This window comes from Solicola agrisoli (assembly GCF_049059935.1).
Lineage (GTDB): Bacteria > Actinomycetota > Actinomycetes > Propionibacteriales > Nocardioidaceae > JAURVT01.
The window spans coordinates 10,878-35,092 of sequence record NZ_JBMGQR010000026.1 but is presented as its reverse complement, the minus strand read 5'-3'; the positions used below and the strand labels follow the sequence as shown (position 1 = coordinate 35,092).

At 72.7% G+C, this 24,215-nt stretch carries 24 protein-coding genes; 8 read left to right on the top strand and 16 right to left on the bottom strand.

Going from position 1 to position 24,215, the window contains the following annotated elements:
- From smpB to ftsE, 4 genes are all read right to left on the bottom strand, one after another.
- Positions 1-477: an SsrA-binding protein SmpB gene (smpB, locus tag ACI6PP_RS11380; protein WP_421111697.1), complete on the bottom strand. Its 477-nt coding sequence runs from the start codon at positions 475-477 to the stop codon at positions 1-3.
- 31 nt (positions 478-508) lie between these two features.
- Positions 509-1,918 carry a M23 family metallopeptidase gene (locus ACI6PP_RS11375; protein WP_421111696.1) on the bottom strand — a complete coding sequence of 470 codons (1,410 nt, stop codon included), beginning with the start codon at positions 1,916-1,918 and terminating at the stop codon, positions 509-511.
- Positions 1,919-2,006: 88 nt separating this feature from the next.
- Entirely contained in the window at positions 2,007-2,927 is a 921-nt protein-coding gene (gene ftsX, locus ACI6PP_RS11370; protein WP_421111695.1) for a permease-like cell division protein FtsX, read from the bottom strand.
- 30 nt (positions 2,928-2,957) lie between these two features.
- Complete coding sequence (ftsE, locus tag ACI6PP_RS11365; RefSeq protein ID WP_421111694.1) at positions 2,958-3,647, bottom strand: cell division ATP-binding protein FtsE; 690 nt, start codon at positions 3,645-3,647, stop codon at positions 2,958-2,960.
- A 71-nt stretch (positions 3,648-3,718) separates the two neighbouring features.
- On the opposite strand from ftsE, the gene asnB reads away from it, so the two are divergent.
- Both asnB and ACI6PP_RS11355 read left to right on the top strand, forming a co-directional pair.
- Entirely contained in the window at positions 3,719-5,212 is a 1,494-nt protein-coding gene (asnB, locus tag ACI6PP_RS11360) for an asparagine synthase (glutamine-hydrolyzing) (RefSeq protein ID WP_421111693.1), read from the top strand.
- 10 nt (positions 5,213-5,222) lie between these two features.
- Entirely contained in the window at positions 5,223-6,455 is a 1,233-nt protein-coding gene (locus ACI6PP_RS11355) for an amidase (RefSeq protein ID WP_421111692.1), read from the top strand.
- On the opposite strand, the gene prfB is transcribed toward ACI6PP_RS11355, so the two are convergent.
- Together prfB and ACI6PP_RS11345 are read right to left on the bottom strand one after the other, a co-directional pair.
- Entirely contained in the window at positions 6,456-7,577 is a 1,122-nt protein-coding gene (gene prfB, locus ACI6PP_RS11350; protein ID WP_421111691.1) for a peptide chain release factor 2, read from the bottom strand. It lies immediately after the preceding gene.
- A 20-nt stretch (positions 7,578-7,597) separates the two neighbouring features.
- A complete protein-coding gene (locus ACI6PP_RS11345) occupies positions 7,598-8,647 on the bottom strand; it encodes an endonuclease/exonuclease/phosphatase family protein (protein WP_421111690.1) in 1,050 nt (349 codons plus the stop codon).
- Positions 8,648-8,730: 83 nt separating this feature from the next.
- Between ACI6PP_RS11345 and ACI6PP_RS11340 the strand changes: the two genes are divergently transcribed.
- Positions 8,731-9,429: a Type 1 glutamine amidotransferase-like domain-containing protein gene (locus ACI6PP_RS11340; protein WP_421111689.1), complete on the top strand. Its 699-nt coding sequence runs from the start codon at positions 8,731-8,733 to the stop codon at positions 9,427-9,429.
- On the opposite strand, the gene ACI6PP_RS11335 is transcribed toward ACI6PP_RS11340, so the two are convergent.
- The 9 genes from ACI6PP_RS11335 to ACI6PP_RS11295 all read right to left on the bottom strand — a co-directional run bounded on the left by ACI6PP_RS11335 (position 9,426) and on the right by ACI6PP_RS11295 (position 16,197).
- Complete coding sequence (locus ACI6PP_RS11335) at positions 9,426-10,607, bottom strand: calcium-binding protein (RefSeq protein WP_421111688.1); 1,182 nt, start codon at positions 10,605-10,607, stop codon at positions 9,426-9,428. The genes ACI6PP_RS11340 and ACI6PP_RS11335 overlap by 4 nt on opposite strands.
- 137 nt (positions 10,608-10,744) lie before the next feature.
- Positions 10,745-11,662 (bottom strand): hypothetical protein, encoded by a 918-nt coding sequence (locus tag ACI6PP_RS11330; RefSeq protein WP_421111687.1) that lies wholly within the window; start codon positions 11,660-11,662, stop codon positions 10,745-10,747.
- 57 nt (positions 11,663-11,719) lie between these two features.
- Positions 11,720-12,121, bottom strand: a complete 402-nt coding sequence (locus tag ACI6PP_RS11325) for a pilus assembly protein TadG-related protein (protein WP_421111686.1) — start codon at positions 12,119-12,121, stop codon at positions 11,720-11,722.
- Between the two features lie 20 nt (positions 12,122-12,141).
- Positions 12,142-12,579, bottom strand: coding sequence for a hypothetical protein (locus ACI6PP_RS11320; RefSeq protein WP_421111685.1), 438 nt, complete (start codon positions 12,577-12,579; stop codon positions 12,142-12,144).
- Entirely contained in the window at positions 12,576-12,956 is a 381-nt protein-coding gene (locus ACI6PP_RS11315; RefSeq protein WP_421111709.1) for a TadE/TadG family type IV pilus assembly protein, read from the bottom strand. The genes ACI6PP_RS11320 and ACI6PP_RS11315 overlap by 4 nt, the downstream gene beginning before the upstream one ends.
- A complete protein-coding gene (locus ACI6PP_RS11310; RefSeq protein ID WP_421111684.1) occupies positions 12,953-13,129 on the bottom strand; it encodes a hypothetical protein in 177 nt (58 codons plus the stop codon). Before ACI6PP_RS11310 ends, ACI6PP_RS11315 begins: the two co-directional genes overlap by 4 nt.
- 28 nt (positions 13,130-13,157) lie before the next feature.
- Complete coding sequence (locus ACI6PP_RS11305) at positions 13,158-14,099, bottom strand: type II secretion system F family protein (RefSeq protein ID WP_421111683.1); 942 nt, start codon at positions 14,097-14,099, stop codon at positions 13,158-13,160.
- On the bottom strand, positions 14,096-14,959 hold the full coding sequence (locus ACI6PP_RS11300) for a type II secretion system F family protein (RefSeq protein ID WP_421111682.1): 864 nt from the start codon (positions 14,957-14,959) through the stop codon (positions 14,096-14,098). The genes ACI6PP_RS11305 and ACI6PP_RS11300 overlap by 4 nt, the downstream gene beginning before the upstream one ends.
- Positions 14,956-16,197, bottom strand: coding sequence for a TadA family conjugal transfer-associated ATPase (locus tag ACI6PP_RS11295; RefSeq protein ID WP_421111681.1), 1,242 nt, complete (start codon positions 16,195-16,197; stop codon positions 14,956-14,958). Before ACI6PP_RS11295 ends, ACI6PP_RS11300 begins: the two co-directional genes overlap by 4 nt.
- A gap of 316 nt (positions 16,198-16,513) precedes the next feature.
- Here ACI6PP_RS11295 and ACI6PP_RS11290 point away from each other — a divergent pair, with 316 nt between their 5' ends.
- The 5 genes from ACI6PP_RS11290 (at position 16,514) to ACI6PP_RS11270 (ending at position 19,410) form a co-directional block, all read left to right on the top strand.
- Complete coding sequence (locus tag ACI6PP_RS11290) at positions 16,514-17,086, top strand: putative glycolipid-binding domain-containing protein (RefSeq protein WP_421111680.1); 573 nt, start codon at positions 16,514-16,516, stop codon at positions 17,084-17,086.
- Between the two features lie 44 nt (positions 17,087-17,130).
- The gene (locus tag ACI6PP_RS11285) at positions 17,131-17,601 is read left to right on the top strand and encodes a TspO/MBR family protein (RefSeq protein WP_421111679.1); all 471 of its coding nucleotides are present in this window, start codon (positions 17,131-17,133) and stop codon (positions 17,599-17,601) included.
- 66 nt (positions 17,602-17,667) lie between these two features.
- A complete protein-coding gene (locus ACI6PP_RS11280; RefSeq protein WP_421111678.1) occupies positions 17,668-18,063 on the top strand; it encodes a MerR family transcriptional regulator in 396 nt (131 codons plus the stop codon).
- A gap of 45 nt (positions 18,064-18,108) precedes the next feature.
- The gene (locus ACI6PP_RS11275; RefSeq protein WP_421111677.1) at positions 18,109-19,113 is read left to right on the top strand and encodes an aldo/keto reductase; all 1,005 of its coding nucleotides are present in this window, start codon (positions 18,109-18,111) and stop codon (positions 19,111-19,113) included.
- A 45-nt stretch (positions 19,114-19,158) separates the two neighbouring features.
- Entirely contained in the window at positions 19,159-19,410 is a 252-nt protein-coding gene (locus ACI6PP_RS11270; RefSeq protein ID WP_421111676.1) for a hypothetical protein, read from the top strand.
- A gap of 6 nt (positions 19,411-19,416) precedes the next feature.
- Here the strand turns inward: ACI6PP_RS11270 and ACI6PP_RS11265 are convergent, their stop codons facing one another.
- The gene (locus ACI6PP_RS11265; RefSeq protein WP_421111675.1) at positions 19,417-24,186 is read right to left on the bottom strand and encodes an NAD-glutamate dehydrogenase; all 4,770 of its coding nucleotides are present in this window, start codon (positions 24,184-24,186) and stop codon (positions 19,417-19,419) included.
- Between the last annotated feature and the right edge of the window lie 29 nt (positions 24,187-24,215).

Here is a 24,215-nt window from a genome sequence, read left to right as displayed (position 1 = left end):
TCAGCGCAGGCCCTTGAGCCTGCGATCCACCTCGGCCTTGGCCTCGCGGTCGAGCTGCCGCTCGGCGAGGGCGTGCCGCTTGTCGTAGGCCTTCTTGCCCTTGGCGACGGCGATCTCGACCTTGGCCCGGCCGTCCTTGAAGTACAGGGCGAGCGGCACGATCGTGTAGCTGGACTCCGACGACTTGCGCTCGATCTTCTCGATCTCGTGCTTGTGCAGCAGCAGCTTGCGCTTGCGACGCGTCGTGTGGTTGGTCCACGTGCCCTGGGTGTACTCGGGGATGTGGACGTTGTGCAGCCAGATCTCGCCGCCGTCGACGTCGCCGAACCCGTCGACCAGCGACGCACGTCCGGCGCGCAGCGACTTGACCTCGGTGCCCGTGAGGACGATGCCCGCCTCGACGGTGTCCTGGATCAGGTAGTCGTGGCGCGCCTTCTTGTTCTGCGCGATGAGCTTGCGCCCCGTCTCCTTGGCCATGGGTCCATTGTCGCGCAGGTGCGCAAGCCCGTTAGAGCCAACCCATCGGGTTCACGGTGTCGCCGTCCTCGAGCACCATGAAGTGCAGGTGGCAGCCCGTGGAGTAGCCGGTGGTGCCCGAGTAGGCGATCACCTGGCCGCGCTTGACCTTCTGGCCCACCCGCACCTTGAACCGCGACAGGTGGTTGTAGGTGGTGGCGATGCTCTTGCCGCGCATCTGGCCGTTGGCCAGGATGATGCGGTTGCCGTAGCCGGCGTTGAAGTACTTCTCGATGACGCGTCCGCCGGCGGCGGCCCTGACCGGGGTGCCGCAGGGGACGCCGAAGTCGGTGCCGTCGTGCAGCTTCCAGACCTTGAGCACGGGGTGGAAGCGCATGCCGTAGCGCGAGGTGATCGGACCGTCGACCGGACGCGACAGCGTCCCGCCGCCGTCGGCCGCGTCACCGGCGCCGCCGGTGTCCTCCTCGGGCTCGGGGGCGCTGGACGACCCGCCTCCCCCGCTGCTCTGCTTGCGCTTCTTGGCGGCGGCCGCGGCGTGGCGGCGCTTCTCGGCGGCCCGCTCGCGGGCGGCGATCGCCTTGAGCTTGTTGCCCAGCCGGCTGCGCTCGGACTCCAGGCGCCCCAGCTCGGCGAGGTCGTCCTGCTTGAGCGCCGCCGCGGCCGTCTCGGCCTTCGACGCGGTGCCGACGAGCTGGGTGACCTTGGCGGTCTGCGCGGCCTGCTCGGCCTCGAGCCGCTCCTTGGTGGCGAGGTTCTCCGCGGCGGCCTTGCGCTGGGCCTTGACCGAGTCGCGAAGCTTCTCGACCTTCTCCTCGTTCAGCGTCAGCATCACGCGCGAGGCGTCGAAGGTGTCCATCTGGGCCAGCTGGGCGTCGCCTACCGACCCCGACAGCACCATCTGCTCGGTGAACTTGCTCGGCGCCTCGCCGCGCAGGAGCCCGCTGAACGCCCGCAGGCTCGGGTCGCCGTTCTGCAGCGACTCGAGCGTGAACTCCTTGACGTCGGACTCGGCCCGCTTGAGCTTCTTGCGGCCCTTCTTGAGCGCGGTGCGCGCGCCGTCCAGCTGCCCCTCGGCCTGCGTGAGCTTGGCCTGCATCGCGGTGTCCTGCGCCTTGGCGGTGGCGAGCTGGCCACGGGTGGTGGTGAGCCGGCTGCGCGCGGTGGACAGCGACGTCTGGGCCGCCTCCAGCGCGGCCGCGGCCTGCGAGTACTGCTTGCTCGACTGGTCCAGGCTTGCCTTGGCGCCGCCGATCTGGCCGGCGACGTCCTGCTGCTTCTTGCGGACCTTGTCCTTCTGGTCGTCGGCCGACCCGGGCGAGGCGATCGCCAGGACGAGCCCGCACGTCACGAGCAGGGCGAGCAGGGCCTGACCACGGTGGACGGAGCCGTCGCGGACGACGAACCAGGACCGCGGCCGACCGAGGGGGAAGTGTCGGGCCACGGGAGGACGCTACGTCACCTGGACCAGAAAACCCGGGCATTCCCCGGCGAGTCTCGACGTCAGGTCGAGGTCGAGAGCCGCGCGGCGGTCAGACCTTGAGGTACTTGCGCGTCATCACGAGCGTCGGGACGAGGGCCAACAGGAGCGCCAGGACCGAGATCCAGCCGCCCACGTAGAAGGCCTCCTGCCATCGCACCCAGGTGGTGATCTGGCCCAGGGACGGTCTGAGGTACCCGTAGACGGCGAAGTGCATGAACGCCGCGAGGCCGCCGCAGGCGAGCGCAGCCGAGATGATCGCGGCGGCGAGCGACTCCAGCAGGAACGGGGCCTGGATGTGCCAGCTGGACGCACCGACCAGGCGCATGATGCCGATCTCGCGGCGGCGGGCGAACGCCGTCATGCGGATGGTGTTGGAGACCTGCAGGATCGCGGCGATCACCAGCACGAGCGCGGTGCCGAGCGCGGCCCAGCGCAGGATGCCCAGGGCCTGGAACAGCGGGCCGAGCAGGTCGCGCAGGCTGTTGACGTTGCCCACGCCGTCCATCCCGCGCACCTGGCTGGTGACGCCCTCGAACTCCCGCGGGTCGTCGAGCGTGACGAAGTACGAGACAGGGAACGCGTCGGGTCCGAGGGTCTCGAGCTGCTTGCGGCCCGTCTCGGTCTGGCCGAGGTACTCCTGGGCGCGCTCGAAGTTCTGCTCCGGCGACCGCTTGTCGAACGAGCGGACCTCGGGGTTCTCGCGCAGCGCGTCCTGGACGGCGGTCTGCTGCTCGGCGGTCGAGCCTCCCTCGATGCACTGCTCGCTCGGGGAGTTCTCGGTGCACATGTTGACCTGCAGCTGCAGGCGGTCGCCGAAGTACTGCTCGGTGCGGTCGGCCTGCTGCTGGATGAGCAGTCCGAGCGCCGCGAGGAGGAGGGAGACCGTCATCGTCACCACGAGGGAGACGGTCATCGAGAAGTTGCGTCGCAGGCTCGTTCCGAGCTCGGCGAAGACGCTGCGCATGGCCATGGGTGTCGTGTGTCCGATCGGGTCGGTGCGTCAGTTCTGGTAGCCGTAGGCGCCGCGCGACTGGTCGCGGACGAGCTCACCGGCCTCCAGCTCGATGACGCGCTTGCGCATCTGGTCGACGATGCCGGCGTCGTGCGTCGCCATGATCACCGTGGTGTCGGTGCGGTTGATGCGGTCGAGGAGCTTCATGATGCCGACCGACGTGCCCGGGTCAAGGTTGCCGGTGGGCTCGTCGGCGATGAGGATCATCGGCCGGTTGACGAAGGCGCGCGCGATGGCGACGCGCTGCTGCTCGCCGCCGGAGAGCTCGTCGGGCAGACGGTGCCCCTTGCCCTCCAGACCCACCAGCTCGAGGGTCTCGGGGACGAGCTTGTTGATCTCGGCACGCGAGCGGCCGATCACCTGCAGCGCGAACGCGACGTTCTCGGTGACGGTCTTGTTGGGGAGCAGGCGGAAGTCCTGGAACACCGTGCCGACCTGGCGGCGCAGGCGCGGGACCTTCCAGTTCGCCAGGCGGTTGATCTCCTTGCCGGCCACGAAGACGCGTCCGGACGTGGGCCGCAGCTCGCGCAGCACCAGGCGCAGGAAGGTGGACTTGCCGGACCCGGACGTGCCGACGAGGAAGACGAACTCGCCCTTCTCGACCTCGAGGTTGATCGCGTCCAGCGCCGGGCGACGCTGCCCGGAGTAGGACTTCGTCACGTTCTCGAATCGGATCACCGGGACAGCGTACGGGCGGCGCCCACGGCTTCCGCGGACCCTGCCGCACGCCGTGTCGGTAGTCTCGTCACATGTGCGGCATCGTCGCGATCCACGACCCGAACGGCCCTGACGAGACCCTCGGCGGGAGGATGCTCGACCGCATCACGCACCGCGGACCGGACGGTTCGGGCGAGCGCACCGTCGGCCCGACCTGGCTCGGCCACGCCCGGCTGTCCATCGTCGACCTCGACCACGGCGCGCAGCCGCTCGGCTCGGCCGACGGCCACTGGGCCGTCGTCAACGGCGAGATCTACAACCACGCCCAGCTGCGCGAGGTGTCGCCGCGCGACTTCCGCACCGACTCCGACAGCGAGGCCGCCCTGGCCGCCGCCGTCAGCGACGACCCGAACGGGTTGGCCGACCTGCGCGGCATGTACGCGTTCGTCGTGGCCCACGAGGACGGCGACGTGGTGGCGGCGCGCGACCCAGTGGGCGTCAAGCCCCTCTACTGGGCCCGCATCGACGGCGCGACGCTGTTCGCGTCCGAGATCGGCGCGTTCGACCCCGCGCACCGCTCGGCCGTCGCCGAGTTCCCGCCCGGGTTCCGCTGGACGCCCGAGGCCGGGCTCGTCCGGTTCCGCGAGCTGCACGTCGAGGGCGAGGAGCTGACCAGCCGCGACGACGCGACGACCGCCGTCCGCGAGACCCTCGAGACCGCGGTGCACCGCCGGATGATGGCCGACGTGCCCGTCGGGGTGTTCCTGTCGGGCGGGCTCGACTCCAGCCTGGTGGCCGCGATCATGGCCAAGCACTCCGGCGACGTTACGGGCCCCGTCCACTCCTTCGCCGCCGGCACCGCGGGCAGCTCGGACCTCGTCGCCGCGCGCCGCGTGGCCGAGCACCTCGGCCTGGAGCACCACGAGCGCGTCTACGACGCCGACGAGGTGCTGCGCGTGCTGCCCGCGGTGGTGCAGAGCATCGAGTCGTACGAGCCGTCGCTCGTGCGCAGCGCCGTGCCCAACTACCTGCTCGCCGAGACCACGGCGCAGACCGTCAAGGTCGTGCTGACGGGCGAGGGCGCCGACGAGCTGTTCGCCGGCTACGCCCACTACCGCGACATCACCTCCGACGACGACCTGCGCGACGAGCTCGTCCGCAGCGTCGCCGGCCTGCACAACCTCAACCTCCAGCGCTGCGACCGCGTGACGATGGCCCACGGTCTCGAGGCCCGCGTCCCGTTCCTCGACCGCGACCTGGTCAACCTCGCCGCCCGCATCCCCATCGGCTGGAAGCTGCCCGGCGAGCTCGGCCAGGAGAAGGCCCTGCTGCGCGAGGCGTTCACCGGCTGGCTGCCCCACGACATCCTGTGGCGCGCCAAGGAGCAGTTCGGCGACGGCAGCGGCACCGCCGACGTCATGGCCGCGCGCGTCACCGACCTCGTCCCCGACGAGGGCTGGCAGGACCAGCGCGTCGCCGGCCTGCCCGCTCCCCGCAGCCAGGAGGAGCTCGCCTACCAGCAGATGTTCGCCGAGCGGCTGGCCGGCGTGGACGCCGCGGTCCTGGGCAGGTTCGCCACGGCATAGCCTCCCGGGCATGACCCTCGACGACGTGCTCGCGGACGTCGCCCGGCGCGACGGCGAGCTGAGCGCCTTCGTCCACGTCGACGCGCACGACGTCGGCGGCGAGGGCCCGCTGGCAGGACGCCTCGTCGCCGTCAAGGACAACGTCGCCGTCCGCGGCGCGCCGTGGGCCTGCGGGTCGGCCACCCGGTGGGACGGCCCGCCCGCCGACCACGACGCCGAGGTGGTCCGCCGCCTGCGCGCGGCGGGTGCGGCCGTCGTCGGCACCACCAACCTCGACGAGTTCGCGATGGGCGCGTCCACGGAGAGCTCCGCGTGGGGCCCGACCCGCAACCCGCACGACCCGCGTCGCACGGCGGGCGGCTCGAGCGGTGGGTCGGGCGCCGCGGTCGCCGCCTACGGGGTGCTCGCCGTGGGCACCGACACCGGCGGCTCGATCCGCGAGCCGGCGGCGTTCTGCGGGATCGTCGGCGTCGCCCCCTCACCCGGCACCGTCCCGACCGACGGCGTCGTCGACTTCGCGCCGACGATGGACCGGGTGGGCCCGCTGGCGCCGACGCTCGCCGACGCCGCGCTGCTCCACGAGGTGATGGCCGGCGTGACCGACGGACGACTGACGCACGCCGCCGAGGTCGGCGCGCACGAGCGCCTGGTGGGCCGCGCCGTCGGCGTCGTCGTCCCGATGTCGGGCGGCCGCAACGCGCCCGAGGTGGTCGAGCGGTTCGAGGCGGGCGTGGAGGTGCTGCGAGGCCTCGGGGCGTCCGTCGTGCACGTCGACGTCCCGCGCTTCGGCGACCTGCTCGACGTCTACTTCACCCTCACCTGCGTCGAGGCGCTCCCCGTCCTGGAGGCGCACGTCGGTCGCGGGCGGCTGGGCGAGGAGGCGGCCAACCGCCTGGAGACCGGACGTCGTCTGCTCGGCTCGGACGAGCACCGCGACGCGCTGGCCGTCCGCGAGCGCATCCTGCGCGACGCCGCCGAGGCGTTCGACCGCTGCGAGGTGATGGTGAGCCCGACCGTGCCGCTGGTGGCGCCGCTGGTGGGACGCGTCGGCGTCGACGACCCACTCGCCACCCCGCGGACGGACTGGTGGACCGTCGAGGCCAACCTGGCCGGGATCCCGGCCATGTCGGTGCCGGCCGGGACCGGCGGCGGGATGCCCGTCGGGTTCCAGCTGATGGCCCCGCCGGGCCGCGACGACCGGCTCTACCGGTTCGGAGCGGCCGTCGAGGCGGGCCTCAGCTGATCAGACCGGCGTGACGTCGACGCCGCGACGCCAGCGGATGCCGGCCTCGATGAAGTCGTCGATCTCGCCGTCGAGCACGGCCGAGGGGTTGCCCGACTCGTGCTCGGTGCGCAGGTCCTTGACCATCTGGTACGGGTTGAGCACGTAGCTGCGCATCTGGTCGCCCCAGTTGGCGTTGCCGCCGGCCTCGCCACGCAGCTCGTCGAGGTGGGCGCGTTCCTCGGCCTTCTTGAGCGCGAGCAGCTTGGCCTTGAGGATCACCATCGCCGACGCCTTGTTCTGCAGCTGGCTCTTCTCGTTCTGGCAGCTGACCACCGTGCCGGTGGGGATGTGGGTCAGGCGCACCGCCGAGTCGGTGGTGTTGACGCTCTGGCCGCCGGGGCCCGAGGAGCGGTAGACGTCGACGCGCACCTCCTCGTCGGGGAGGTCGATCTCGTCGGTCTGCTCGAGCACCGGCACCACCTCGACCGCGGCGAACGACGTCTGGCGCCGGCCCTGGTTGTCGAACGGCGAGATCCGGACCAGGCGGTGGGTGCCGCCCTCGACCGACAGGGTGCCGTAGGCGTAGGGGGCCTTGACCGCGAAGGTCGTGGACTTGATGCCCGCCTCCTCGGCGTACGAGGTGTCGTAGACCTCGACGGGGTACTTGTGACGCTCGGCCCAGCGGCCGTACATGCGCAGCAGCATCTCGGCGAAGTCGGCGGCGTCGACGCCGCCGGCGCCCGAGCGGATCGTGACCAGGGCCTCGCGCTCGTCGTACTCCCCCGACAGCAGCGTGCGGACCTCGAGCGACTCCATCAGCTTCTGCAGCCGGGCCAGCTCGGTGTCGGCCTCGGCCATCGAGGCGGGGTCGCCGTCACCCTCCTGGCCGAGCTCGACGAGCACCTCCAGGTCCTCGATGCGCGAGCGCAGGTTGACCACGCGCTCGATCTCGGACTGGACGCTCGACAGCCGGGCGGTGACGCGCTGCGCGTTGGCCTGGTCGTCCCAGAGGTCGGGCGCCGCGACCTGCTCCTGGAGGTCGGCCACCTCGGTGCGCTTGTTGTCGAGGTCGAGGACCTTCTCGATCGACGTCAGGGTCGCGTCGAGCTGGCTGATCTTCTCGGAGTAGTCGGTGGCCACGTCGCCGAGGTTACCGCGACCTACCGACGCAGCCTGACGTCGGCGTGGACCAGGTTGTGGTCGGAGTCGAGCAGCTCCCAGGCGGTGCCGGACGTCCGCCGCGTCTCGGGCACCACGGCCCACGCGCGCACCACCGTCCCCCGCTCGACGAAGACGTGGTCGATCTTGCCGCCCTCGGGCAGCGGGACCGTGCCGCCGTTGAACGAGGCCAGCTCGCGGTGCCGGTGCCGGCGGGCCACCGCCTCGGCGTCGTCGAAGCCGGCGTCGGCGAAGGCGTCCACGGCGCTGGCCCCGTCGGCGGTCGAGGCGGAGTTCATGTCGCCGGCGAAGACGACCGGCAGGCCGCGCGTCGCCGGCTCGTCCCGGGTGACGTGGGCGATGGTGCGGGTGGCGTCGTCGTAGCGGACCCGGTCCCAGTCCTTGGTCCGGCCGTTGGGGTCGGTGGCGCCGTTCTTGCGGTACTCCAGGTGCAGGTCGACCACGACGAACCGGGCGCCGGTGCGGCGCTCGCGCAGCACGTTCCAGGTCATGGTCTTGCCGTAGATCGGCGTGGAGTCCGGGAGCCAGAGCAGGTCGTGCGGCAGGTCGCGTCCGCGCTCGTCGCGGTGGCTGTACCGCTTCGCGTCGTAGTAGGTGTACCGCCCGGCGCCCGACCGGAGCGGGTAGCCCTGCACCGGGTGGCGCGTCCCCGCGTAGTCGGCGGGTGCCTCGGCGTAGCCCCGGCGCTGCATCGCCCGGGTGAGCGGCGCCCGGAACGACTCGACGTCGACGCCGGTCTGCGTCGGCGTGGGGTTGTTGCCGATCTCCTGGGTCGCGACGACCCCGAGGTGGTGGCGCGCCACCCGCTCGGCGACGTCGTCGGCCCGGCCCTCGGCCCAGGAGGGGAGCTTCGTGGCGCAGTCGCGGCCGATCGTCGCCTCGCAGATCGCCTTGGTCGGCAGGCAGCCGTGGCCGCAGACGTTGTAGGTGCCGACGCGGACGTCGATGGTGCCCGGGTGGGCCTGGGCGGCGGGTGCGGGTGCGAGCAGGGGCACCAGGGCGAGCCCGAGGAGGACGGAGAGGATGCGCATGCCTGTGTGATGCCCGCGGGCGGTGAACGGTTCGCACCGGCCGGATGAACACGGGTCGGACGGACTCTGGGAGGCTCGTGGCCATGACCTCCCGCGTGCTGGCCCTCGGCGGTGGCGGCTTCTCGATGGAGCCCGACAACCCGCTGCTCGACGACTTCTGCCTCTCCCTCGTCCCGCACGACCGGACGCCCAAGGTGTGCTTCGTGCCCACCGCCAGCGGCGACGCGGAGTCGTACGTCGAGGGCTTCGAGTCCGCGTTCGACGGACGCGCCGAGACGTCGGTCCTGCGGCTGTTCGGTCGCGAGGTCCGCGACCTGCGGGCGTTCGTCGCCGCGCAGGACGTGGTCTACGTCGGCGGCGGCAGCACGCTGAACCTGCTCGCGCTGTGGCGCCTGCACGGCCTGGACGTCGCCCTGCGCGAGGCGTGGGAGGCGGGCGTCGTCATGGCCGGGATCAGCGCCGGCATGAACTGCTGGTTCGAGGGCTCGATCACCGACTCCTGGAGCACCGACCTCGACCCGCTCCCGGACGGCCTCGGGTTCGTCCCCGGCACCGCCTGCCCGCACTACGACGGCGAGGAGCGTCGCCGTCCGGCCTACGAGTCCGCGATCGCCGACGGCTTCGGCGACGGCCACGCCGCCGACGACGGCGCCGCGCTGCTGTTCGTCGACGGGGTGCTCGACGAGGTCGTCGCGTCGAGGCCCGACGCGCGCGCCTACCGGGTCGAGCGAGGAGCGGACGGCGTCACGAGCACGCCGCTCCCGACGCGCTACCTCGGCTAGGGCGTTCCCTCGCAGGCGGTGACGGTCTCGGCCGAGCAGAGGTCGGTGCCGTCCCGGCCGTCCGCGGTGTCGCGACCGGCCTCGCCCACGAGGACGTCGTCCCACACGTCGCCGACCAGCGTGTCGTCACCGGGCCCGCCGTAGGCCCGCCCGCTGACGGTGAGGACGTCGTCGCCCGCGCCCCCGTAGGAGGTCGTGCCGGACGTCTGGGAGAACGTGTTGCCGGTCTCGATCGTGTCGTTGCCGTCCTGGCCCCAGAGGCGGCTGCCCGTCCCGGCCGCACGGACGAGGTCGTCGCCGGCGCCGGCCGCGATCAGGTCCGCGCCGGCGCCCTCGGGGGGCACCGCGACGTCGTCCAGGGGCAGCAGGCCCCAGAGCCGGTTCGCCTGCGGGGTGCCGAGGATCGTGTCGGCGTGCGAGCTGCCGCCGGCGGACCGCACGTCGACCAGCGTGTCGGTCCGCCCCCCGTTGCCGGCACCGGTGGTGCGACCCGCCGCGAGGTCGATGCGCACCGGGCTCGTGGCGTTGTAGTAGCTCACGGTGTTCTGCAGGTCGCCGTTGCCGTCGTAGCTGTCGGGCCCGGGCGCGTCGATCATGACCACGCCCTGCTCGGTCCCGCTGGCGGCGCGGGCGACGTTGCGGTCGCGGCCGGGCCCGCCGACCAGGGTGGTGCCGATGCCGCCCACCATGACGTCGTCGCCGGCGTCGCCGAACGCCGCCGCCCAGCCGTTCGTGTCGTCGACACGGTCGTTGCCGTCACCGCCGGAGATCTGACTGACCGCGCCGTGCGTGGTGATCCTGTCGGCACCGGCGTCGCCGCGCACCGAGTCGGCGAGACCGGCGACGGTGATCCGGTCGTCGCCGGCACCGCCCGCGATCCGGGTGGCGAAGTTCTCGCCGCCGGTCACCACGATCGAGTCGGCACCTGCCCCGCCCGAGATGGTGTCGCCGCCGGGCGAGCACACGAGGTCGTCACCACCGCGGGCCGAGATGGTGTTCTCGCCCGAGCCGACGATGACGTCGCGTCCCGCGGTGCCCTTCACGGCGGCGACCGACGTCGATCCGACGATGGTGGCGCGCTTGCCCTGGCACGTCGGCGTGGCCGCGTGCGCACCGGTCGGTGCCACGGCGAGCGTGGCGAGCAGGGCTGCGCCGGCGCTGATCGAGATTCTGGCCATGATGCTCACGATGATGAGATCCCCCCCGGGTGTCTTCGTCACCGCCACCGTAGGAGCCACCGCCACGTCGACCGACCCGAAGCGCGAGAGTTACCACGTATGGATGAGGTTGCCTTCCTCCATACGGAGGGGCCGTCTCACCCGATCGGCACAGGCCCCTCGCACCGCACGACGGTGGTCGCGTCGCACTGGTCGGTGCCGCCGCCTCCGTCGGCGAAGGCGTCGGTGCGGATCCGGTCGTCGCCGCCCTGGCCGAGCACCCGGGTGCCGAACCCCACGGCGTCGATGCGGTCGTCCCCACCGCCGGCGCGGATCACGTCCGCGCCGACCATCTGCGGGTCGCTCTGCAGGCGGCCGACGAAGACCACGCCGAAGAAGCGGTTGGCGTGGCGGTCGCCGATCATCACGTCCGGGGCGCTGGTGCCCCCGACCGAGCGGACCCGGACGAGATGATCGGTGCCCGAGGGCCCCCGGACGCGCCCGCGCCGGAGGTCGATGCGCACCGGGCCCGCCGACCCGGTGTAGCTGAGGATGTTCTCGGGGTTGCCCGCGCCGTAGTAGAGGTCGGGTCCGGCGTCGTCGACGATCGTGATGCTCGAGTCGCGGGTGCCGGCGACGACGTCGAAGCCCTCGCCTCCGAAGACGTCACCGCCCCCGGCGTCGACGATCACGTCGCGCCCGGCGTAGCCGTAGGTCGCGTTCCCGTTGGCGACGTGGATGACGTCGTCGCCCTCGTCGCCACTGACGTAGTCGCTGCCGCCGTCGACCCGGATGCGGTCGTCGCCGGTGCCGCCGGCGACGAACGACGCCGTCCCCGTGACGCAGATCCGGTCGTCGCCCGGACCGGTCGTGGCGAAGCCGGCGTTGCCCGTGACGATCACGTCGTCACCGTCGGTGCCGGAGACGTCGGGGACGTTCGGGTCGGGAGGACCTCCCACGATCGTGGCCGTGCGACCGAAGCAGGTCGGGACGTCGGCGGCGTGGACGGGTGCCGCGACCAGGGCCGAGATCACGGCCGCCCCGGCGACGATCGTGAGTGCGGGACGGACGTGCATGGGGGCCTCCAAGGCGCTGCCTCAACGTACGCCCGCCGCGAGTCGCTGAGAAGGAGCTCACCGAACCTTGAGGAGCACCGCTGCCTCGCCGGTGACGCGGGTGCGGTCGCCCCAGCCGGGTGGGCCCAGCGGCAGATCCATGGGCGCGGCGACGCGGACGCGCACGGCGTCGCCGTCGGGGGTCACCTGCCACCGCAGCCCCGGGTACTGGCTCGGCGCGCCGGTGTCGGCGAGGTACTCCGCGACGTACCGCCGGGCGGAGGACGCGTCGATGGTGGCGTTCTCGCCCAGACCGCCGGTGTAGACCTGCTCGCCCTGCACACCGTCGGCGGCGGCGAGCGCGGCGCCGTCGGCCAGGTTGTTCAGCTCCTGGCGGGTCAGGAACGCCGCCGACGCGTTGACCACCACGGCCGCCAGCAGCCCCACGACCACGAAGAAGCCGACGATCATCGGGGTCACCGAACCACGGTCCTCGCGCCTCACGTGCGGTCCTCGCGGAACGTGCCGTACGGCTCGACGTGGGTGGACTGCACACGGATCGTGGGCCTGCCCGACCCAAGCACCGACGGCACCAGCGGCAGCGGCTGGTAGGTGCGCACGACGACGGTGACGATCGAGCCCGGCACCAGGCAGCGGCGCGGGTCGGGACGGCAGGTGACCCGCACGCGTCCGCTGCCGATGCCCAGGCCCTGGTCGCGCAGCGCGAGGTCGGCGGCCTTCTCGGCACGGGCGTACCCGGTCTGCTGGTCGGGGGCCAGGACGAACGCCCGTCCGGCGGCGCGGCTCGCGGCGCTCACGCCGTACGACGCCCGCTGCAGGTCGAACACCGCGAGCAGCAGGTAGACGAGCGGCACCAGCAGGATCAGCGCGAGCCAGGTGACCTCGACGATCGCGCTGCCCTGCTCGTCGCGGGTCACGGCAGGGCCTCCTCGACGGCGTTGCCCTCGACCTCGACCGCGAGCCCCGGGCCGAGCAGCCCCAGCGCCGGCACCTCGGCCCTCGCCACGACGCGCGTGCCGGGCAGACCGTCTACGTCGGTCTGGGTCGCGGTGACGTCGCGGGCGTAGCGCGACGCCAGCCCCTGGTCGATCAGCGTGCGGGTGCGCGCGGCGCCCTGCTCCGGCCCGGCGTCGACGGTCGCGGCGTACCGGGCACCCTCGGACGCGGCGGCCGTCATCGTGTTGCGGACGTGCAGCACCAGCGCCACCTGCATCACCCCGAGCACCAGCGGCACGAGCACGACCATCACCAGGCAGAAGTCGACGACCGCCGCCCCGCCCTCGGCCTGCGTCAGCCGCCGACCGACGACAGCGCGGCCTCGAGCATCGAGCGCAGCTGCGGCCCGGCGAACGCCGTCAGCAGGGCGACCAGGCCCGCCGACATCACGGTGATCATCACCCACCCGGGGACGTCGCCGCGCTCGTCGCGCGGACGCCGGCCGGCACGCAGCAGATGACTGAGGTTCATGGTGTCTCCTTCGATGGGTGCGCATGGCTCAGCGCGTGGTGAGGTCGAGGCCGATCAGGCCCGGGAAGAACGCGAAGACCACCGTCACCGGCAGCAGCAGGAAGACGACCGGGATCATCATGGCGACCTCCTTGCGCGCCCCCTGCTCGATCAGCTCGCGGCGGCTGGACTCGCGGGCGTCGGCGGCCTGGGCGTGCAGGACGTCGACCAGCGGGGTGCCGCGCTCGACGGCGACGGCCAGGCCCTCGGCGAAGCGCGACAGGCTGGCCAGGCCCGTGCGGGCGGCGAGCTGGTCGAAGGCGACGGTCATGGGCGTACCGGTGCGGATCGCTGCCAGGACGCCGCGCAGCTCGTGCGACATCTCGCCGTGGCTGGTGGCGACGACGCGCTCGAGCGCCGCGACGGGACCCTCGCCCGCGGCGACGGACAGCGCCATCAGGTCGGCGACGGTGGGGAACTCCTCGACCATGCGCCGCTCGCGGTCGCGGACCGCCCGGGTGAGCGCCTGGTCGCGCAGCAGCACGCCGGCGGCGAAGGCGACGACGCAGAGCACCAGCGCGGGCAGTGGCGCGACCGGGGTGCCGAGCGACCACACCAGCACCGCGCCCGCCGTGGCGGCGAAGGCGCCCGCACCCCACAGCACCTGCTCCACGCGGAAGGTCTCGACGGACTCGGCGACGCCGAGCCGGCGCTGCCGCCGCCGGACGCTGGTGCCGCCGCCGACCACCTGCTCGACGACGTCCGCGACCCGGCGCACCGACGGGCCGAACACCGACCACCACGCCGAGGCGGGCAGCAGCGAGGACGTCGCGGGCCCGGATCGTCCGGCCACCTCCGGCAGGTCGCGCAGGTACGGGACGAGTCGGTCGTCCAGGCTCGGACGGCGCGCCCGGACGAGCGTCGCGACGACGAGCCACAGTCCCCCGGCTCCGGCGAGTCCGAGCAGGCCCCCGGTGACGGCGGGCGTCATGCCAGGATCCGACGCTCGGCGGGCAGCCGGCCGATGCGCATCATCAGGCGATAGGCGACGACGCAGACCACCGCGCCGCCGACGAGGACCGCCAGGCCGCTGCCCGAAGCGAACCGGGTCACGACGTCGCGCTGGAACGACATCATCAGCAGCACGACCCAGGGGGCGGCGACGGCGAGCCGGGCGCCGTTGACCGTCCACGCCTGGCGCGACTCCAGCTCGCCCCGGGTGCGGGCGTCGTCGCGCAGGAAGCCCGAGAGCGCGCGCAGCATGCGTCCGAGGTCGCCGCCACCGACGTCGCGGGCGATGCGCAACGCCTCGACGACGCGGTCGCCGACGGGGTCGGCGAGCCGCACCTTGAGCGAGTCGAGCGACTCGGCGAACCGCCCGGAGGCCTGATAGTCGCGGCCGAACCGCGCGAACGCGTCACGCAGCGGCTCGGGGCCGCGCTCCCCCAGCTGCCCGAGCGCCTCGGGCAGCGAGAGCCCCGCGCGGACGGCGGACGCGAGGTTGTCGACGGCCTCGGGCCAGCACTCGGCCAGCTCGCGCGCCCGGCGCTGGGCGCGGCCGCGCAGCACGGCGACGGGCAGCCAGGCGGCCATCGCCGCGAAGACCAGCGCGACGGGCAGCGTGCGCGACACCCCGAGCATCAGCACGGCCACGACGGCGAACCCGACGCCCGACATCGACGCGAGCGCGACCGGGCTCACGTCCTCCACCCCCGCACGACGGAGCAGCTCGTCGGCCCCACGCCCCACGGCCGGACGCGGCGCCCGCGGGCGTCGTTCGCCGGTGTCGGTGAGCGCCAGCCAGACCAGGGCCAGCCCGACGCCGACGCCGAGCCCCAGCAGCGTCGTCATCGCGGCGCCTCCGCCGCGGCGAGGAGACGGTCGAGGTCGATGCCGGCCTGCTCGAACCGCTCCCTCCGCACCGGCATCCCGGCCCCGCGGACGAGCGCGCCGCCGCGGCTCGCGAACACCGACTCGGTCTCGATCAGGTCGTTCTCGACCCGACCGGTGACGCTCGCGACCTCCCGCACCGTCCGGTGCCCGCGCGCGTCCATCGCCACGTGGACCACGAGGTCCACCGACGACGCCACCGTCGGCACCACGAACCGGCTGCCGATGTTCTCGCCCGCCAGCAGCGGCAACGTGCACATCTTGACCAGCGCCTGACGAGCCGAGTTGGCGTGGATGCTCGCCATGCCGGGCAGACCCGCGTTCAGCGCGAGCAGGAGGTCGAGGCACTCCGCCGCGCGCACCTCCCCGACGACCACCCGCGACGGACGCATCCGCAACGACTCCTTGACGAGCGTGCGCAGCGGGATCTCGCCGGTGCCCTCCAGCCCGGCCTGACGGGTCTGGAGCGCCACCCAGTCGGGGTGCGCGAACCGCAGCTCGTAGACCTCCTCGGCCGACACGATCCGCTCCGAGCCCGGGATCGACGCCGCCAGGCAGTTCAGCATGGTGGTCTTGCCCGCCTGGGTGCCGCCGCTGACGACCACGTTGAGGCCCGCGACGACCGACGCGTGCAGGAACGCCGCCGCGTGGGGCGGCAACGAGCCGAGCCCCACGAGGTCGTCCAGCCCGTGCGCCCGCGCGACGAACTTGCGGATGTTGACCGCGGCGAACCCTCGGCTGATGCCCTCCAGCACCACGTGCAGCCGGTGACCGCCCGGCAGGGTGGCGTCGACGAAGGGCTGCGAGACGTCCAGCCGGCGCCCGCTCGACTTGAGCATCCGCTCGACCAGCTCGCGCACCTCGTCGGGCGTCAGGATGACGTTGGTCAGCTCGTGGCGCCCGCTGCGCGCGACGAACACCCGCGACGGGTCGTTGATCCAGATCTCCTCGACCGAGTCGTCGTCCAGCAGCGCCTGCAGCGGACCGAACCCCGACACCCGGTCGACCAGCGACCCGACCACACCGGCGACGTCGTCCAGCGGCGCGACCGCCCCCGTCAGGCTCCGGTCGTCGTGCGCCCGCGCCACCTGCTCGGCGATCCGCCGCACCAGCGGCGCCTGGCGAACGGGGTCGATCCCCTCGTCGCGCACCCGCGCGCGGACCTGCTCGGCGAGCGCGCTCGTGTCCACCACGGCCATCGGTCCACCCCCGGTCCTGGATCGGATGGCACCGATGGTCCCCCGGAACCCCGGGCCCCAAACCCCCTCGACGGCAATCTGTGGACAACTTCAGGCGTTGGAGTCACAGGACTTCACACCCGTCACACCGCTCGTCAACACGGCTCGTCCGGGCGGACGAGACCGACCGGCACCACCGACGCCCCGAGGCCCGCGTCGAGGTCAGGGTTGTCCAACGCATCAGCCGCCGATGCGTGGAAGAACTCGGACCTCGACGTCCCGGCCGAGGTGGTCCGACGAGCGCGGACGGCGGGTGGGAGCCGCTACCCTCTCGCGCATGACCTACGACCCGCTCCCCCGGTCGGCGGCGTGGCGCCACCTCGGCGCCCGCGACGGGTTCGAGGTGCTGCACGTCGACCACCACGACCGCGGGCTCACCCTGCGCGGCCACACCTCGGCGGTGGAGGACGGGGTCGCGTGGTCGGTGGGGTACGTGGTCGAGGTCGATCCCGCCTGGCGCACGCTGCGGGCCGTGGTCACGGGCTCCGGTGCCGACGGAGACCGGTCGACGACGCTGGAGCGCACCGGGCAGCACTGGCTCGTCGACGGGGAGAGGCGCCCCGACCTCGACGGGTACGTCGACGTCGACCTCGAGTCCTCGGCGGTCACCAACACGCTGCCGGTGCACCGGCTCGCGCTCGAGGCCGGGACGCCCCGCGCGGCACCGGCGGTCTTCGTGCGCGCCGACGACCTGCGCGTGGAGTCGATCGAGCAGACCTACCGGCGGCTCGACGACGCCGGCACGCGGTTCGCGTACGAGTCCGCGACGTTCGGCGTCGCCTGCGACCTGACCTACGACCGCCACGGCCTGGTGGTCGACTACCCCGGGCTCGCCGCGCGCCACCTCTAGGCCGCCGGGTGGCGGGAAGCGGGAGGCCGAGTCAGGCTCGTGCCATGTTCGCCAAGCGCCTCGCCGCCACCGCCACCGCCGTCACCGCCACCGCCGTGGTGGGTGGGCTCGCCGGGTCCGGAGCCGACGACCCGTGGTTCCGCCGGCTGCGCAAGCCGGCGTTCCAGCCGCCCGGCGCGGCCTTCCCGGTGGTGTGGACCGCGCTGTACGCCGACATCGCGGTCAGCACCGCCGCCACGCTGGAGCAGATGCACCGGCCGCGGGAGCGGGCGGCGTACCAGCGGGCCCTGGCGCTCAACCTCGTGCTGAACGCCGGCTGGACGTGGACGTTCTTCAAGGCCCGGCAGCTGCCGGCGGCGGTCGTCGCGGCGGGTGCGCTGGCGGCCAGCAGCGCCGACCTCGCCCGGCGCAGTCGCGACGCCAGCCCGCGGGCCGCGGTCGCGCTGGTGCCGTACGCCGGGTGGTGCGGGTTCGCGACGTTCCTGAGCGCGACGCTGTGGAGGCTCAACCGCTGACGCCCGGCGTGTGACGTCCGGCCCTTCGTTCGTGTTCGAGCGCGCTCGAACCCGCACACTGGACAGATGACCACGATCGACGCCACCGACCAGACGCTCTCCATCGCCGAGGCCGCCGAGCGCACCGGTCTGACCACCCACACGCTGCGCTACTACGAGCGCGACGGGCTGCTGCTCGGCCCGGTCGCACGGACCGCCGCCGGGCGCCGCGCCTACGGGCCGGCCGACATGCAGTGGATCGAGATGATCAACCGCCTGCGCGCCACCGGCATGCCGATCCGCGAGGTTCGGGCGTACGCCGACCTGTGCCGCAAGGGCGACGGCAACGAGGCCGAGCGCCTCGGCATCCTGCACGCGCACCGCGACCGGGTGCTCGCGCAGCTCAACGAGGTCACCGAGCACCTCGGGGCCATCAACCGCAAGATCGGCATCTACGAGGACCGCGTCGGCACCCCGTCCTGACACTGGGCTTGCGTTCGACCGCACTCGAAGGTCCACGGTGGAGGCATGACCCAGATCTCCACCCGCACCCTCGGCAGCACCGCCCACGACTCCGCCCTCGACGTCTCCGCCCTCGGGCTCGGATGCATGGGCATGTCGGAGTTCTACGGCACCATCGACGAGGCCGAGGCCGTCCGCACGCTGGACCGCGCCGTCGACCTCGGCGTGACGTTCTTCGACACCGCCGACATGTACGGCCCGTTCACCAACGAGCAGCTGGTCGGGCGCGTCCTCGGCCCCAAGCGCGACGGACTGGTGATCGCCACCAAGTTCGGCAACGTGCGCAACCCCGACGACCCGACCGACCGCAGCATCAACGGCAGCCCCGAGTACGTGCACCGCGCGTGCGACGCGAGCCTCCAGCGCCTCGGGCTCGACCACATCGACCTGTACTACCAGCACCGCGTCGACCAGAGCGTCCCCATCGAGGAGACGGTCGGTGCGATGAAGGAGCTCGTCGAGGCCGGCAAGGTCCGCCACATCGGGCTGTCCGAGGCGTCCGTCGACACCATCCGGCGCGCCCACGCCACGCACCCCGTCACCGCCCTGCAGACCGAGTACTCCCTGTGGACCCGCCACGTCGAGGACGAGATCCTGCCCACGCTGCGCGAGCTCGGCATCGGCCTGGTGCCGTACTCGCCGCTCGGACGCGGCTTCCTCACCGGCCAGATCACCTCCCCCGACGACCTCGAGGAGGGCGACTTCCGCCGCCACAACCCGCGCTTCCAGGGCGAGGCGTTCGACGCCAACCTGCGCCTGGTCGACGCGGTCAAGGCGATCGCGCAGGACAAGGGCGTGACGGCCGGCCAGCTCGCGCTCGCCTGGGTGCTCGCGCAGGGCGACGACGTCGCCCCCATCCCGGGCACCCGTCGCACCACGTACCTGGAGGAGAATCTCGGCGCGGTCGACGTCAGCCTGACCGCCGACGACCTCGCCGCCCTCGACGCGGCGATCCCCGCCGACCAGGTGCAGGGCGAGCGGTACCCCGACATGGCGTCCATCGACCGCTGACCCGGTTGCCCACCATGTCGAACACCTGTTCGATACAGTGCCACGGTGGGCAGCAACCGGCGCTACGGGCAGCAGGCGGCGAAGCCGTCGCACGAGCCCGTGGTGCCGCGGGTGCGGCACGTGCTCGTCAAGGAGTCGTCACGGGCCGACCTCGACCCCTACCCGGGTCTGGTCGTCTCGTGGCGGCGCCAGAACGACGGCTGGTGGGCGCTGGTCGCGTTCGTGCCCGCCGGCTCGGAGTCGCTCGTGGTGCGGTGGGTCGCCGCCGGGCACCTGCGGCCGGTCGGCGCCGCCTGACGACGCTCAGAGCAGACCGCGCACCACCCGCAGCGCCACCGACAGCCGGGCGAGGTCGATCTCGTCCTCGGCCCAGATCGCGTCGAGCGTGTCGGCCGCGCGGTCCATCGCGACGCGGTGCGACTCGACCCAGGCGTCGACGCGGGCCTGCGCGTCGTCGCCGTCGGTCTGCTCGAGCACCTGCTCGGCGAAGGACACGTGGACGGCGTGCAGCTCGTCGCGCAGGGACGCGCGCGCCATCGTGCGCCACCGGTCGTCACGCGGCAGCTGCTGCACGCGGGCGGAGAACAGGTCGAGCCCCAGCGCCTCGCCGACGCGGACGTGCACCGCCGCGACCAGCTCGGGGTCGAGCCCGCGGTCGTGCGCGAGGTGCGCGATGCCCATCGCCGAGTAGGCCGGGCCGACGCTGGCCGCCCGGTGCGCGATGTCGTCGGGCAGACCGGCCTCGACGTACCCCGCGACCGACGCGTCGAACGCCTCGCGCTGACGCCCCACGAGCACCCGCGGCATCGCCGCGACCACCCGCTGCACGGTAGTGCCGAAGTAGTCGACGATCTGCTCGGCGTCGACGTCGCGCTGGTTGTTGACCAACCACCGCGTCACCCGCTCGTCGAGCGTGCGGAGCGCCAGGCGCACCTGAGTCTGGACGTCGGCCGCCACCTGGTTGTCGAGGGCGTCGACGTCGTCGCTGAGGGCCTGGGTCCCGTAGATCTCGCGCGCGACCGCGTGGGCGCGGGCGAGCTCGTCGATCGAGGCCCCGGTCTCGGAGCGGAGCCGGTGGTAGAACGTGATGCCCGCGGAGTCGACCAGCTGGTTGACGATGCGCGTCACGACGATCTCGCGGCGCAGCGGGTGCTCGTCGATCGCCGCCCGGTAGCGGTGCTGGATGGCGCTCGGGAAGTACGAGTACAGCTCGCCGCGGAAGAACGGGTCGTCGGCGATGCCCGAGGCGAGCAGCTCGTCGGCGAGCACGATCTTGGTGTAGGCGAGCAGCACCGCGAGCTCGGGCGTGGTGAGGCCCTTGCCCTCGGCGCGGCGCTGGTCGATCACCTCGTCCTCGGGCAGGAACTCGATCTCGCGGTCGAGGTGCCCCTCGCGCTCGAGCGCCCGGATCCAGTCCTCGTGGGCGTGCACCAGGCTGCTCGAGTTGGCCTGCGAGTTGGCCAGAGCGATGTTCTGGTCGTAGTTGTGCGCGAGCACCAGCCCGGCGACCTCGTCGGTCATGGTAGGGAGCAGCTCGTTGCGCCCCTCGACGTCCAGCTCGCCGGACTCGACGACGCGGTCGAGCAGGATCTTGATGTTCACCTCGTGGTCGGAGGTGTCGACGCCGGCGGAGTTGTCGATGAAGTCGGTGTCGATCCGTCCGCCCGACGCCGCGTACTCGATGCGTCCCAGCTGGGTGAGCCCGAGGTTGCCGCCCTCGCCGACGCAGCGCACGCGCAGGTCGGCGCCGTTCACGCGGATCGCGTTGTTGGCCTTGTCGCCCACCTGCTCGTGGGTCTCGGTGCTCGCCTTGACGTAGGTGCCGATGCCGCCGTTCCAGAGCAGGTCGACCGGCGCCTTCAGCACCGCCGTCAGCAGCTCGGCGGGGCTGAGCCGGGTGACCCCCGGGGTGAGGCCGAGCGCCTCGCGCACCTGCGGCGAGACCGGGATGCTCTTGGCGGTGCGCGGGTAGACGCCGCCGCCCTCGGAGATCAGCGACGTGTCGTAGTCGGCCCAGCTCGAGCGGGGCAGGGCGAACATGCGCTCCCGCTCGGCGAACGACGTCGCGGCGTCCGGGTTCGGGTCGAGGAAGACGTGCCGGTGGTCGAACGCCGCCACCAGGCGGGTGTGCCGCGACAGCAGCATGCCGTTGCCGAACACGTCGCCCGACATGTCACCGACGCCGACGCAGGTGAAGTCCTGGTTCTGGCAGTCGACGCCCATCTCGCGGAAGTGCCGCTTGACCGACTCCCACGCGCCACGGGCCGTGATGCCCATGGCCTTGTGGTCGTAGCCGATCGACCCGCCGGACGCGAAGGCGTCGCCGAGCCAGAAGCCGTAGTCGGCCGAGACGCCGTTGGCGATGTCGGAGAACGTCGCGGTGCCCTTGTCGGCGGCGACCACGAGGTAGGAGTCGTCGCCGTCCCAGCGCACGACGCGCTCGGGCGGGACGGTCTGCGTGCCGCGCCGGTCGTCCGTGATGTCGAGCAGCGAGGAGATGAAGGTCCGGTAGCAGGCGACGCCCTCGGCCAGCCAGGCCTCGCGGTCGACGGCCGGGTCGGGCAGCCGCTTGCAGTAGAAGCCGCCCTTGGAGCCCACCGGCACGATCACGGTGTTCTTGACCATCTGCGCCTTGACCAGGCCGAGGATCTCGGTGCGGAAGTCCTCGCGACGGTCCGACCAGCGCAGGCCGCCGCGGGCGACGGGGCCGAACCGTAGGTGGACGCCCTCGACGCGCGGCGAGTAGCAGAAGATCTCGAAGCGGGGCCGCGGCTCGGGGAGGTCGTCGATCGAGCGGGCGTCGAGCTTGACCGAGACGTACGACTTCGGACGGCCGTCCTCGTCCTGCTGGTAGAAGTTCGTGCGCAGCGTGGCGCGCACGAGGCCGACGAACGAGCGCAGGATGCGGTCGGCGTCCAGGCTGGCCACCTCGTCGAGCGCGGCGGTGATCGACTTCTCGATGGCCGTCGAGCGCTCGGTGCGCTCCTCGCGGGTGCCGCCGTCGGGGTCGAAGCGGGTCTCGAACAGCTGCACCACCAGGCGGGCGATGTCGCCGTTGTCGAGCAGCGCGCGCTCCTGGTAGTCCTGGCTGAACGGCGAGCCCGCCTGACGCAGGTACTTGGCGTACGTGCGGAGCACCACGACCTGGCGCCAGGTGAGGCCGGCGCCGAGCACCAGGCGGTTGAAGCCGTCGGCCTCGGCCGCGCCGCCCCAGCACGCGACGAACGCGTTCTGGAACTCGCCGAGGACGGCGTCGGTGACGCGTCCCTCGTAGTGCAGGCCGAAGTCGTAGACCCAGGCCTCCTCCGAGCCGACCGAGATCCGGTACGGACGCTCGTCGACGACGTCGACGCCGAGCGAGGTGAACACGGGCAGCACGTCGGCGAGGGACAGCGCCTGTCCGTGGCGGTAGATCTTGATCCGGCCGCTGGCCTGGTCGTCGGTGGACGAGCGGCGGAACTTCAGCGCGATGGTGCCGGCCGCGAGCGACTCGAGCCACTGCAGGTCGCGCACGGCCACCGATGCGGTGAAGTCCTCCTTGTACGCCTCGGGGAACGCGCCGGCGTACGTCTGGAGCGCCTCGGTGGTGGCGGCCTGCCCGAAGACGTCATCGATGGCGGTGGAGAAGTCGTCGTCCCAGGTGCGGGCGGCGTCGACGAGACGCGCCTGCAGCAGGTCGTGGTCGGGATCGGCGACGGTGCCGCCACCTGCGGGACGCACGACGAAGTGCAGGCGCGCGAGCAGCTGGTCGCTGACCAGTGCGGTGTACTCGACGCTGGCGTCCTCGCCCGCGACGTCGGCGAGCAGCGCCTGCATGCGCAGCCGGACCGTGGTCGTGTACCGGTCGCGCGGGAGGTAGACCAGGCAGGACAGGAAGCGGCCGAGCTCGTCGCGGCGCACGAACGAGCGCACCTGGCGGCGGTCGCGGGAGTTGAGCAGGTCGGTGGCGATCTCGGCCAGCTCGGGCACGCGCGCGCTGAACAGCTCGTCACGCGGGTAGCCCTCGAGGAGGTCGACCAGCGCCTTGCCGTTGTAGCTCGCCGGGTCCCAGCGCAGGTGCTCGAGCACGGCGCGGGTGCGGCGTCCGAGCACGGGGACGCGCAGCACGCTCTCGGCGTAGGCCGACGAGGTGAACAGCCCCAGGAACCGGTGCTCCCCCACCACGGTGCCCGACTCGTCGTAGGTGCGGATGCCGATCCGGTCGAGGTAGACCGGGCGGTGGACGGTGGAGCGGGTGTCGGCCTTGGTGACGATGAGCAGCGAGCGGTCGCTCGTGCGCGCGGCAGCGGCGGCGGCCTCGCTGCCGGCCTCGCTCGACACGATGCGGTCGCTGCGCAGCAGGCCCAGGCCGGTGTCGGGCACGACGCGCATGACGCCCGCGCCGCCGGAGTCGTCGATGGCGTAGTCGCGGTAGCCCATGAAGGTGAAGTGGCCGTCGGCGAGCCAGGCCAGCAGCTCGCGCGCCTCGTCCACCTCGTCGGCGGGGACCCCGGGCGTCGGCTCGTGCAGGGCGTCGGCCAGCTCGAGCGCCCGGGCGGTCATCGGCCGCCAGTCCTGCGTCACCTCCTCGACGTCGCGCAGGACGTCGCGCAGGCCCTGCTCGATCGTCGCGTAGACCTCGGGGTCGCTCGAGGAGTCGAGGTCGACGTGGATCCACGACTCGCGGACGTCGGTGAGGCCGTCGCGCTCGGCGCGCGCCGGCTCGGACGGGTCGGGCACGCGGACGTCGACCAGCGTGCCGTCGGCGTCGCGGGTGACGAGCAGCTGGGGGTGGACGATCCGGTCGATGCCGTACCCGTGCTCGACGAGGAACGACGTCACCGAGTCGACCAGGAACGGGCGGTCGGCCGTGACGACCTCGACGACGATGTGGCCGCCCGCGTTCCAGCCGTCGTCCTCGACGCTGGGCGTGAACGCGCGCACGAGCGAGGAGCCCTGCGGGCACGCCGACGCCAGGCTGCGGTGGCTCAGGGCCGCCGCCTCCAGCTCGTCCGGCGACTCCGCGGCGAGCTCGCTCGCGGGCAGGTCCCGGTAGTAGTACGCGACCAGACCGGTGCGGTCCTGGATGGTCAAGATGCGACCCCTTCGGCTCAGCACGCCGC